Annotated in this window: 1 protein-coding gene; it reads right to left on the bottom strand. The window is 65.7% G+C overall.

Annotated features, from left to right (window positions below; all coding sequences use genetic code 11):
• Positions 1-2: 2 nt before the first annotated feature.
• Positions 3-13,847: a non-ribosomal peptide synthetase gene (locus tag CH290_RS25465; RefSeq protein WP_052083209.1), complete on the bottom strand. Its 13,845-nt coding sequence runs from the start codon at positions 13,845-13,847 to the stop codon at positions 3-5.
• Between the last annotated feature and the right edge of the window lie 52 nt (positions 13,848-13,899).

Below are 13,899 nucleotides of genomic sequence, written 5' to 3' on the forward strand. Positions count from 1 at the left end.
CGCTACTGCGCCCACGGGTGGTCGATGACCACGTCCACGACATCCGTCCCACCGAGGTCCACGTCGGCGCCACTGCCGTGAACGACGTGCGTTGCCCAAGTGTCGTCGACGAGGTCGGGCACCTGGGCACTCCGGTCGTCCATCACGAGCGCAGCTCCCGTCGCGGCCGCGACGGCCACCGTCAGGACGTCGCGATCCCCGAGAAAGTGTCGTCGATCTGGCCGAGTCACCGAGCGTGCGTCACGATCGACGGTCAGCAGGCGTGCCTCGTGGTCGACGGCGAAGGTTCGCCCTGACGTCGACGCCGACTGCGCCAGCCGATGGTGCGTGACCACTTCCCCGCCGGAGATGACGGCCGTGTCGTCGGGGTCGATACCGAAGCCTCGTACGCCCCGGTCGACCGGCCGCGTCGATCGGCCGGACAGGCTCGCGTCGTCGACGGAGATCCAGGGAAGCGCCGAGCCGGACGGATCCGAGAAACCTACACCGACCGCGACCTCGCCGGCGTCGAGAGACACCGCGCCTCCGGCTGACCAGACAGCAAGGATTGCCCAGACGCCCTGCTCGGAGAACGGGAGATGGATCGTCACGGGTGTCCCCCGGCCGACGCCCTCGGACATCAGCAAGCGGGCCAACTGCGCGACGTGGTCCGAAGTCCGGACGTAGGACTGCTCGCCGTCTATGTCGACGATCATCGGCGCACCCGGTTCCGCTTCGACCGCTGCGTCGAACATCGCCGCCATCGTGCGCTGGGCGGCCAGGCTCGAGTCGGCATCGCGGGGCTCGGGTGGAGGCGGGGCGGGCTGGGCGATCTCGATGTCGCCGACGACGGCGTCGTCGGCGATCCCGAACGAACGCAGAACCGACAACAACACCTCGGCGACGTGGACCACCGTGGACTCGTCGTACAGGTCGGTCGCATAGATCAACGAGCACGCGGATTCGGCTCGCCCATCGGATGCAACCGCATCCGAGAACACGAACTGAAGGTCGTATCTCGCGACGTGTTCTTCCGCCTCGAGTGCGGACACGGCCAGATTCGGAAGTTCGAGAACGGTGGTCGCGTGATTCTGTAGTGCGAGCAGCACCTGGAAGAACGGCGATCGAGACCTCGATCGCGGTGGGTCGAGCATGTCGACGATGCGATCGAACGGCACATCGGCGTGCGAGAACGCGTTCAGGTCGGTCTCGCGCACCAGGGCAAGCACGTCGCCGACGGTCTCGGATCCGTCGAGCGGTGTTCGCAGGACCACGGTGTTGACGAACATCCCCACCATGTCGTCGAGGGCCGAGTCCCCGCGTCCCGCAACCGGTGTCCCCACGGCGATGTCGGCATCGCCGGACAGTCTGGCCACAACAACAGCGAGGGCAGCGTGCAGTGTCATGAACAGCGTCACGCCATGACGACGAGCCAGCGTGTCGAGGGCCGACCGCAAGTCCGCGTCGACGACGAAGCGGTACTCGGCACCGACTCGACCGACGCCCACGTCCCGTGCTCGATCGACGGGCACACCCCGCTGCTCGAGAAGTCCGTCCAGTGCAGTCCTCCAGTACGACTCCTGCCGTGACACCAGCGAGTCCGGGTCGTCGGTCGACCCCAGCGCCTCGAGCTGCCACAGCGCGTAGTCCGCATACTGAACGTCGAGCGGTGTCCACGACGGCTCCGTGCCGCGAATGCGTGCGTTGTACGCGATCAGCAGATCGCGCGTCAGCGGTGCCATCGAGAAACCATCAGCTGCGACGTGGTGGGTGACGAACACCATGACGTGCTCGGTGGGCGTCACCTCGAGAACACGCAGGAGCACCGGGACCGACGCGGTGACGTCGAACGGGGTCGCGAGTATCTCGCGTACACGATCGACGACGTCGTCACCCGTGATCTCTTCGACCACGAAGTCGATTGCTGCATCCGCGCGTGGAAGAACGACCTGCGTGCCGACGCCGTCGATGTCGGGATAGTACGTTCGCAGGGTCTCGTGGCGACCGACGACGTCGTCTGCGGCCCGACGCAGGACGTGGACGTCGAGGGTGCCGCTCGCTCGCAGCGCGAACGCGATGTTGTAGTCCGTGGACGTCGGGTCGAGTCGAGCGAGCAGCCACATGCGTTGCTGCGCCGGGGAGAGCGGAAGCGTGTCGGGTCTACCGAGAGACACCAGTGTTCGACGCCTGCCCGTCCCGACCTGGGACGCGATCCTCGCCGCGAGAGCCGACACCGTGGGCGCTTCGAACAGCGCTCGTAGGTCGACCTCGGTGTCCAGAGCCGCGCCCAGTCGGGCGGTGACCTGGGTCGCGACCAACGAGTTGCCGCCCAGCGCGAAGAAGTCGTCGTCCGAGCCGACCCGGTCGTTACCGAGGACGGCCGAGAATGCCTCCGCCACCGCTTCTTCCACGGCGGTGGACGGGGCGCGGTACGCCGTGTCGACGACGGTCGGTGCAGGCAGTGCGCGCCGGTCGAGCTTGCCGTTGACGGTGAGGGGCAGATCTTCGAGTTCGACGAAACCGGACGGAATCATGTAGTCGGGCAGTCGTTCTCCTACGGTTCGACGGATCGAGTCGAGGTCGCGAGACGCACCGGCCGCACGTACGAAGTACGCGACGACCCGAGGCCCGAGCGGTGGGTCCTCCCGCACGACGGCAACCGCTGTGGCTACCGAGGGATGGGCCGCAGTCGCTGCTTCCACCTCACCGAGTTCGATACGGTAACCACGGACCTTGACCTGTTGATCGGCTCGACCCGAGAATTCGAGCTCGCCGGTCTTCCCGGAGACCACCCATCGGACCCGGTCACCGGTGCGATAGAGAGGTTCGCCGTTGTCCCCGAAGGGGTTTGCTACGAAACGCGTCGCTGTCAAGCCCGGTCGTTCCAGATAGCCGCGGGTCACTTGAGAGCCACCCACGTAGAGTTCGCCTTCGACGCCTACCGGCACGGGATGCAGGCGACGATCGAGTACGTGTACGGACAGGCCCGCAATCGGCATCCCGATTATCGAGCCGGACTCGACGTCGGATGCAGCGATTCGCCGGACAGTGACATGCACCGTCGTCTCCGTGATTCCGTACAGGTTGAACAGTGCAGGACCATGGGCTTCGCCGTCGCCGTGCCTGCCGAACCACGTGCGCAGACGCCTCGGTTCGAGCGCTTCTCCCCCGAACAGCACGTGCCGGAGAACGAGTTCCGTCGACGACTCGGTGTCCACGTCGACCAACCGTTGAAACGCCGACGGCGTCTGATTGAGAACTGTGACACGCTCGGAGGCGAGTAGTTCCCGAAACACCTCGGGAGAACGAGCGGTGTAGTGATCGACCACGACGAGCGTGCCGCCGTGAAGGAGGGCTCCCCACATCTCCCACACGGAGAAATCGAATGCGAACGAGTGGAACATCGTCCAGACGTCGGTCGCTCCGAACTCGAAGACGTCGTTCGTCTTCTCGAAGAGGGTCAGCACGTTGTCATGGGTGACTCCGACGCCTTTCGGCTGCCCCGTCGATCCCGACGTGTAGATGACGTACGCGAGCGACCCACGACGCAACGACGAATGCCGTTCTGCATCGGTCACTGTCGCCTCGGAGCGCCGATCCACCTCGGCCGCGGTAGGAGCGACAGCCGCCATGTCGACGGCAGGCAGTCCACCGAAGCGTGAGTCGACGCCCTGGTACACGGCCGCGACCGGGGCGCAATCGTCGAGGACGAAACGAACCCGATCGTCCGGGTGGTCCGGATCGATGGGGAGGTACGCGGCGCCCGAGGTGACCACGGCGAGCAGCGCGACCACGAGGTCCGCCGATCGGGGCAGCGACACAGCGACCGTAGCTTCCGGGCGTGCACCCAGCGCGATCAGTTCGCGAGCGATCACGTTCGCTTTCGCCGCGACATCTCGGTAAGTCCAGGATCTGCCCCCGTCACGCAGTGCAACGCGATCGGGTACCTCTCCGGCCATGGCATGGAACCGGTCGACCAACGTGGAGAATGCGGACGGCATCGGGTCGTCGGTTGTCTCGGTGACGAGTGCGAGCTCCAGCTCCGCAGCCGGAAGCAGCGTCACGTCCCCCAGCGGCTCGTGCGCCTGCTCCACGAGCGCGGACGCAGCACGTGCGTAGGCGTCGGCGATGCGCTGCACCGTGGCTCGATCCAGTGCATCCGCGGCGTACACGAATTCGACGTCCCACCCGGCCACGTCACCGGCGTCGTAGGCGTCGGCCACCGTCACCTGCAGATCGAATTTCGCCTCGACGGAATCGAATTCCACCCCGCTGATGGTCAGGTCGGGCAACTCCAAGTCGATCCGAGCGAGGTTCTGGAACACGAACATCACTTGGAAGAGCGGGTGTCTGCCGCGGATTCGGTGCGGATCCGTCACATCGACGATTCGCTCGAACGGCACGTCGGCGTTGGCGAACGCGGACAGATCGGTTTCACGTACGTCGGCCACGAACCGGTCGAAGTTCGCGGCCGGATCGACCCGGGTGCGCAGAACGAGAGTGTTGACGAACATACCGATCATCTCGTCGAGGCGACTGTCCCCACGACCCGCGACAACGGTTCCGACGGTGATGTCCTCGTTGGCGGACATTCGCGACAACACCACGGCGAGGGCGGCGTGCATGACCATGAACGGAGTTGCCCCGACGCCTCTGGCGTACGTTGCCACCGCATCTCGCGTCGACCGATCGATGGACACGACGACGGCGCCTGCCCGTTCCTCGGCAGCGGCCGTCGTCGTCGCGCGAGAACTGCTGCGCGGCAACTCGATTTCGGCAGGCACGTCCGACAGCTGCCGGACCCAGTAGTCGATCTGACGCGACGCGGGCGATGCGGGATCGTTTTCGGAGCCGACGAAATTGCGCTGCCAGACTGCGAAGTCCGCATACTGCAGGGGCTGAGGATCCCATGCGGGTTCGTTGCCGGTCGCCCGAGCTGCGTACGCGCGCGCCAGGTCCCGGGTGAGCGGACCTACCGAGAATCCGTCCACGGAGATGTGGTGGGCGACGACGACGAGGACGTGCTCGTCTGCGGACTCCCGCAGCAGAACCGCGCGTACGGGAACCGTCTCGGTCACGTCGAATCCACGAGACACCATCTCGAGGACTCGCGCGGTAGTCGACGCGGAGTCACTGTGCTCCACACGTAGTGCAACCGAACGGTGGGGTTCGACGAACTGGAAGCCGACCCCGTCGACGTCGGGGTAGCGCGTCCGTAGGATCTCGTGTCGGGTCGTGACGTCGTGAAAGGCCTCGACCAGGGCTCCGACGTCGAGGTTTCCTGTTATCCGGATCAGCGCGGGCACGTTGTTCGCTGCCGAACGAGGATCGAGTCGGTTGAGGAACCACATGCGTTGCTGCGGTAGGGACAGCGGAGCCGGGGTGTCGTGGTCCGGTCGTCGCGCCAGAACGCCTCGGACCGACCGCGTGGTCTCCCGCTCGATTCGTCCTGCGAGGACCTCGACTCCCGGAGCGTCGAACAACATCCGAAGGGGAACGTCGGTGGACAGCTCTGCTCCCAACCGCGCCACCACCTGGGTTGCGATCAGCGAGTTCCCGCCCAGGGCGAAGAAATCGTCGTCCAGACCCACTCGGGGTGCGCCGAGCATGTCCGAGTAGGTCGAGGCGACGATCTCCTCGACGGGAGTCGACGGCGCCCTGTGCGTCCGCACCTGGACCGCGGGCGCGGGCAGCGCCCGACGGTCGAGCTTGCCGTTCGGACCGACCGGCAGCCGGTCGACGACGACGATCGACGTCGGAACCATGTAGTCGGGGGCGAAGCGCGCAGTAGCCGCACGGATGTCCGCTGCGTCGATGCTCGCCCCGTCCTCGGGTACGACGTACGCCACCAAGGAGTCACCGACGATTGCGTCGGTGTGCAGTACCACGACGGCCTGGCGAGCGTTGGGATGAGTGAGCACTGCAGCCTCGACCTCACCGCATTCGATGCGCTGGCCTCGAAGTTTCACCTGGAAATCGCTGCGGCCCACGTAGTCGAGTTCACCGACGGGGTTCCACCGCACCAGATCTCCAGTCCGATAGAGTCGTCCGCCCGTCGAATCGAACGGGTCGGCGACGAACCTCTCGGAAGTCAGTGTCGGTCTCGTCGCATAGCCTCTGGCGAGTTGTACCCCTGCCAGATACAGCTCCCCCACGACACCGGGCCATACCGGGTTCAAGCGCGAATCGAGCACGTACACACGGGTGTTCGAGACCGGCCGGCCGATGGGTACGGTCGGCGCAGCGGAGTCGACGATGTCGTACCGGGTGACATCGACGGCGGCCTCGGTGGGTCCGTACAGGTTGACGAGGTCGGTTCCAGCCAGAATTTCCGATGTCGCACGCACTGTGGCAGCGGGGAGCGCTTCTCCGGATGCGAAGATCCGCCGCAGCCTTCGCGCCGACCGCGCGTCCGGATGAGCGGTGAACACCGCGAGCATCGACGGTACGAAGTGCGCGACGGTGACGGAGTGCGTCTCGATCAGCCGTGCAAGATAGGTGGGGTCGCGGTGACCGTCCGCATCCGCGATCACCAGCGTCGCCCCGATCCCGAGCGGCCAGAACAGCTCCCACACAGACACGTCGAACGTCAGCGGAGTCTTGTGGACCACGACATCGTCGGTGCCCAGTGGATAGCACTGCTGCATCCAGTCCAGCCGATTGACGACGGCGCGGTGGCTGACCACCACACCCTTCGGCCTGCCGGTCGACCCGGACGTGAAGATCACGTACGCCGCGACGTCCGGATGGTGCCGATGGACCGACACAGTCGCGTTCGGTTCGCTCTCGACCGTGTGGTGCACGTCGATGGTGACGACCCCGGTTGTCGCCTTCGACAACTCCACGCTCGACGCAGCACCGTCGACGAGAACGACTGAGGCTTCGGACGCCTCCAGAACGTAGTGCAGGCGCTCGATCGGTTGCTGCGGATCGATCGGTACGTAGGCACCGCCGGCATCGAGCACGGCGTACACCGCGAGGACCGACTCGAAAGACCGTGACACTGCCACACCGACGGTGGTCTCCGGTCCGACACCTGCGTGTTGCAGCGTCCGAGACAGCGCCTTCACCTGATCGGAGAACTGTGCGTAGGAGATCTCGTGGTCACCGTGGCGAATCGCAATCGAATCGGGAGACCTCTGGGCAACCCGGCGGAATCGATCGAGGAGCATGTCCTCGCGGGCAGCGACCGCGGTTCGGTTCCATTCGGTGAGAACCGATGTCGTCTCGTGGTCGTCGAGAAGGTCGATGTCACCGACGACCGCGAACCGATCGGTGACCATGGCCTCGAGTATTCGGACGAATCGCCGTCCGGCTGCGGCGATGGTGTCTTCGTCGAACAGCTCGGTCAGGTAGAGGAACTGAGCCGACATTCCTGCGGGTTCGCCGGAACGGTCGAAATCCTCCGACATGGTCAGGTACAGATCGAACTTCGACAGCCCGGTTTCCAGTTCGACGCCCGCGGCGCGGATCTCCGGGAGCTCGACGCTTGTGCGTTCGAGATTCTGGAACGCGAGCATCACCTGGAACAGAGGTTGTCTCGCCGTCGACCTCGTCGGATCGAGTATCTCCACCAGCCGCTCGAACGGAAGGTCCGAGTTCGCGAACGCGTCGAGGTCGGATTCGCGCGTCGACGCGAGCACGTGCCTCACGGTGTCCGAGGGACGGATCTCGGATCTGAGCACGAGCGTGTTGACGAACATGCCGATCACATCGTCCAGCGCACGCTCACCACGGCCTGCGATCGGCGTTCCGATCGTGACGTCTTCCGTTGCCGCCGCACGTGCCAACAGAATCGCGAACGCTGCGTGCACGACCATGAACGGCGTGCATCCCACGTCGAGGCCCAGCGCGACGACGGCGCGATGCAATGCACCGCCGATCGCGAAGCGGTGAACGGCACCGCGCTCGGACTGCACGACCGGGCGAGGACGGTCGGTCGGTAGGTCCAGCTGCTCGGGGCTCCCTGCGAGACGCCGCTTCCAGTAGTCGATCTGCGTGCGAACCAGAGATTCCGGATCGTTCTCCTCCCCGAGGACCTCGCGCTGCCACACCGAGAAGTCGGCGTACTGCACCTTCATCGGCTCCCACATCGGTGTCCGACCTCCGACTCGTGCCGCGTATGCGTACACGATGTCTCGCATGAGGGGACCGATGGAGAAACCGTCGGCGGCGATGTGGTGGACGACGACCGCGAGGATTCCTTCGGTATCGCCGACTCGGAACAGATGGGCACGGAACGGCGGAGCTTCGGACAGCGCAAAACTAGTGTTCACCAGCACGCGGATGCGTCCGAGCGCGTCGTTCTCGGTGCAGGTGTCCACACCGAGCTCGAACGGGCTCTCGTCGATACGCAGAATTCGTTGGTGGCCGACACCGTCCACATCCGGATACACGGTGCGTAGCGTTTCGTGGCGTTCACGGATGTCGTCGATGGCCGTTCGGAGGGCTGTCTCGTTCAGCTCACCGGTGAGACGGACGACGATGGGAATGTTGTAGGCGGCGGAGTCCGGTTCGAACTGATCCAGGAACCACATTCGTTGCTGCGCAAGGGACAGCGGTATTCGTTCCGGACGTGTGCGCGCCGTCAGGGGTGCGCGCCGCTTCTTCCCGACGCTGCGATCGATCACTGCTGCCAGGGCAGCCACCGACGGTGCGTCGAACACGGCGCGGACATCGAGGTAGACGTCGAGTTCTGCGCCGACCCGGGCGGTCACCTGAGTGGCGAGAAGCGAGTTGCCACCGAGAGAGAAGAATTCGTCGTCGCGCCCGACTCGATCGACACGCAGGAGGCTGCTGTAGACCTCGGCGACTACGTGCTCGGCGCGAGTACGCGGCTCGGTGAACTCTGTGCGCTCGAACATCGGCTCCGGCAGCGCTCGCCTGTTCAGTTTGCCCGACGGTCCGAGCGGGAGCTCGCCGATCACGAGGAACGCCGACGGAACCATGTATTCGGGCAGTACCCGCCCGGCCACATCCCGCAGCCGTTCGGTGTCCACGGACGACCCGTGCGAGGGGACGATGTAGGCAACGAGCCTGTCACCTCGCACATCCACCACGGCGTGGTGGACCGAGCCGTCGCGGAGAAGAACGTTCTCGATCTCCCCGAGTTCGATGCGCAACCCTCGCAGCTTGACTTGAAAGTCCGAGCGGCCGAGGTATTCCAGCTCGCCGTCGGTGCGCATCCGTACGACGTCACCCGTGCGATAGAGCCTCGCCCCGTCGATCGAGAACGGGTCGGCGACGAACCGGTCAGCCGTCAGGTCCGGCTGATTCGAGTATCCGCGCGCGAGTTGCACGCCGCCGAGGTACAACTCCCCTTGCCCACCCACGGGGACCGGGTGCAACCTCGGATCGAGCACGTGCACACGAGTGTTGAACACGGGACGTCCGATCGGTACGCCGTCGGTGTCGGTGTCGGAGAACTCGTGGTGGGTCACGTCGACGGCAGCCTCCGTGGGGCCGTACAGGTTGACCACGCGTGCACCCGGCAGTGCCGTCTGCAGCGACGATGCCGTTGCGGACGGCAGGGCTTCTCCCGAGCAGAACACCCATCGCGGCGCGACGTTCGCCGGTGCCCTATCGGAGGCGTACACGGCGGCCATCGACGGTACGAAGTGCAGGACCGTTACCTGCTGGGACGACAGGAGCGAGGCCAGGTAGTTCGGATCACGGTGGCCGTGCGGACGCGCGATCACCGTTCGAGCACCGATGTGCAACGGCCAGAACAACTCCCACACCGACACGTCGAACGTCACCGGAGTCTTGTGCAGGACGACGTCCTCTCGGGTCAACCCGTATTGTTCCTGCATCCAGACGAGCCGATTCACGATGGCGCGGTGGTCGACCGACACCCCCTTGGGGGCACCCGTCGATCCCGACGTGAAGAGAACGTAGGCAGTGTTCGCCGCGGTGAGCGTACCGAGACGATCGGCGTCGGTCAGCGGTCCGGGCGAGAAGGCGCGCAGGTCGATCTCGTCCACGGACACCACCGGGACACTCGATGCTTCGAGCGCCTGGCTCGAGATCGACGCGCCGACAAGGTCCTCGTTCCTCGACAGCACCAGCACAGCGTTCGACGCCGTGACGATGTGCCGCTGCCGCTCTCCAGGCTGATCCGGATCCATCGGGACGTATGCAGCACCAGCTGCCTGCACGGCGTAAATGGCCACGAAGAGGTCGAAGGAGCGATGCATCGAGACCGCGACTCTCGTTTCCGGACCGACGCCTCGCGAGATCAGGTACCGCGCAAGCGTGTTCACGCGTGCGTCGAACTCCCGATAGGTCAGAGTGACGTCGTCGCACGTCAGAGCGTCGGCATCGGGCGACGCTGCCGCGCGCGCAGCGTACATCGACACCAACGTCGACGTCTCGTCGAACTCGTGATGGGTCGAATTGATCTCGTCGATCAACCAGCGACGCTCGGCGGCATCGATCAGAGCGATGTCGCCGACGACCGCCGTCGAATCCTCGGACACCACGTCGAGGAGAAGACGAACGCGAGCGGCCAGCGCGTCGACGGTCGACGTATCGAAGATGTCGCGCGCGTACGTGATGGAGAATTCGATGCCGTTCGGGTCACCGGAGCTGGAGTAGCTTTCGGAGAAGACCAGTTCGAGGTCGAATCTGGCGGCATGGACGGCGACCTCCACGGGCGACAACGCAAGTCCGGACGCCTGTACGGTCGCGCGGCCTCCGTCCTGGAAGGTCAACAACACCTGGAACAACGGGTGACGTCCAGAGAAACGAGGTGGGTCCAGTATCTCCACCACACGGTCGAACGGAAGGTCCGCGTGAGCGAACGCGGACAGGTCCACCTCGCGTACTCGGGCCAACACGTCGTCGAAGGTCGCCGACGAGTCCACCGGCGTCCGCAGCACCAGCGTGTTCACGAACATGCCGACGACTGCGTCGAGATCGGTCTCACCGCGGCCGGCAACCGGTGTACCCACGACCACATCCGATTCACCGGACATCCGCGCCAACAACACTGCGATGCAGGCGTGCACCACCATGAACGGAGTGACGCCCCGGCGTCCGGCGAGTTCGACGATTCGCCGATGGACGGCTGCATCGAGACGTCGGGAACTACGTCCACCCGATCCCGACCGAACTGGCCCTCGCGGCCTGTCCGTCGGGACGATCGTCTCCTCCGGCGCACCGGCGAGTGTCGTCGACCAGAACCTTTCCTGAGCCGCAGCCAGTGACGTCGGATCGTCGGATGCCCCGAGCAGCGCTCGCTGCCACACCGTGTAGTCCGTGTACTGCACCGGTAGCGGTATCCACTCGGGCGCGTGCCCAGCGAGGCGCGAGACGTACGCTTCCGTGACATCCGACGCAAGAGGGCGCATGGAGAAGCCGTCGGCTGCGATGTGATGGACCACGAAGATCAAGACGTGATGCTCGGATGCCGTGCGCAGTAACCTGACTCGGAACGGCGGCGCGGCCGTGACGTCGAACGGCGTCGTGGCGGCCCGCTCCAGGTGACGCATCACCGACGACGGATCCGCGTCGACGACGCTCAGATCGATCGGGGCATGCCCTGGATCGGCCACCGATTGGGTGCCTGTCCCGTCGACCTCCGGGTAGGTGGTCCGCAGTACCGCCTGGCGAGCGACCACGTCACCGACAGCTGCCGTCAGAGCAGTCGGATCCAGCGGCCCGCGCAGTTCGAGCGCCAGCACGATGTTGTCGGCGGCGGACTCGCTGTCGAGCCTGGCCGAGAACCACATTCGTTGTTGGGCAGCCGAGAGCGGGACGGGGTAGGTCACCGGCAGACGCCCGAGCACGGCGGTGCCGTCGGGCCCGGAACCGGCGGCGAACTCGACGACCGTCGCCCACTGTTCCACGGTCGCGTTGTCGAAGAAGTCACGGACGACGGTGCGTACGCCGAATCGAGAATTCACACGGGACACCGCACGCGTCGCCGCCAAAGAGTTCCCACCGAGGGCGAAGAAGTCGTCGTCCAGCCCGACGCCGGATACACCGAGGAGCACCTCGAACTCCTCCGCGACACCGATTTCCGTGTCGGATTCCGGTGCGCGGAAGGCGGTTCGTTCGGCCGGGGGGTCAGGAAAGCTTCGCCGATCGAGTTTGCCGGAGTGTCCGAGTGGCATCGCGTCCAGTTCCACCAGGGCACTCGGCACCATGTACGCCGGAAGCACCGCCTTCAGCCTGGCCGTCGCCGCCTCCTCGTCGAATTCGGACGATCTCGTCGGCACCACGTATCCGACCAGGCGGTCGCCGCGCACGATCACCGCGCATTGAAGCACGGAGGGATCCTGCTGCAGAACGGTTTCCACTTCGCCGAGCTCGATCCGCAGTCCGCGGAGTTTGACCTGGGAGTCACTGCGGCCGAGGTAGACCAGAACCCCGCCGTCGGTCCACTTGACCAGGTCCCCGGTGCGATACATGCGTCGACCTGAACCGAATGGGTCGGCCACGAACCGATCCGCAGTGAGCTGCGATTTTCCGACGTATCCGCGTGCCAGTTGAATACCGGCGAGGTACAACTCTCCGACCGTCCCATCGGGCACGGGGCCGAGTGCACCGTCGAGTACATACAGCTCGGTGTCGTCGGCAGCTACGCCGATGGGTACAGGTCCGTCGCCTGCCCCCGTCACGTGGTGCGCGGTCACGTCGACGGCGGCCTCGGTCGGCCCGTACAGGTTGTGCAGCTCGGCAGCCGACAGCGATGCGAACCGTGCTGCGGTGGCGGCACCGAGCTCTTCGCCCGACGCGAAGAGGTATCTGAGACTCGAAATATCCTCTACGCCGACGACATCGACGAACACCGCCAGCATCGACGGGACGAAATGCGCGACGGTCACGTCGGTGGACCGGATGGTCGTCGCAAGGTATTCGGGGTCGGTGTGCCCACCCGGCTCCGCGACGACGAGCGTCGCACCCACTTGCAGCGGCCAGAAGAACTCCCATACCGACACGTCGAAGGTGAACGGTGTCTTCTGCAGGACGACGTCCCGCGCGTTCAGCCGGTACAGGCGCTGTCGCCAGTGCAGGTTCGCGGCGATTGCGCGGTGCGAGACCCCGACGCCTTTCGGCCGACCGGTCGATCCGGACGTGAAGATCACATAGGCCAGGTCGTCCGGCGCCGGTCCCGACAGATCCCCGTCACGGGCGTCGGAACCGTGGGTCAGGAGGGTTCGAACATCGACGACGGGCACTTCGGACGGCAGCCGGTGGGCCATGGTGTCCTCGGTGACGATCAGTACCGGCTCGGCGACGTCGACGATGTAGTCGAGCCGCTCGCGCGGATGATCGGGGTCCAACGGTAGATAGGCGGCGCCGGACTTGACGATTCCGTACATTGCCACGATCAACTCGACCGACCGATGCATGGCCACGCCGACGGTTCGGTCGGGCCCGGCACCCAGCGACACGAGGTGACGTGCCACCTGCTCGGCTCTCCGATCCAGCTCTCCGTAGCTCAACACCTGGTCTCGAAACCGCACCGCAGGGCTGTCCGGTGTGCTCTCCACGACAGCGTCGAATTCGTCGAGCAACGTGCCGGACGGCCTGACATCGTCGCCGTCGAGCTCGGGGGCGGCGACGAGACGGGACAGCGAGGCGGCGAGCTCGGTGAGAACGCGGTCGAACGCACCCTCGTCGGACTGGAAGGTCGCGGGAAGCAGGTCTCCCAGGACCAGAGCGAACAGCGCGTCCGGTCCGAGGACCCCACCCATGCTGGAGTCCAGCCGGTCCAGTGCCTCGGCCAGCTGACCGAATCGGACGGTCACACCGTCGAACACGAGGGCGGGACGATCGGCCTCCGCGTGCGCGACGGACGTGACGAGCCTGCGAACGTCGGCGACCGAGAGGGGCAGGCTGTGGTCGGGATCGACAACCATGTGGTGCAATCCTCCCCACCCTCGATCGAATGTTCGGTACCGCGGTGTTCGC

Origin of the sequence: Rhodococcus sp. 06-156-4, from assembly GCF_002259345.1 — a bacterium.
Taxonomy (GTDB): Bacteria; Actinomycetota; Actinomycetes; order Mycobacteriales; family Mycobacteriaceae; genus Rhodococcoides; species Rhodococcoides fascians_E.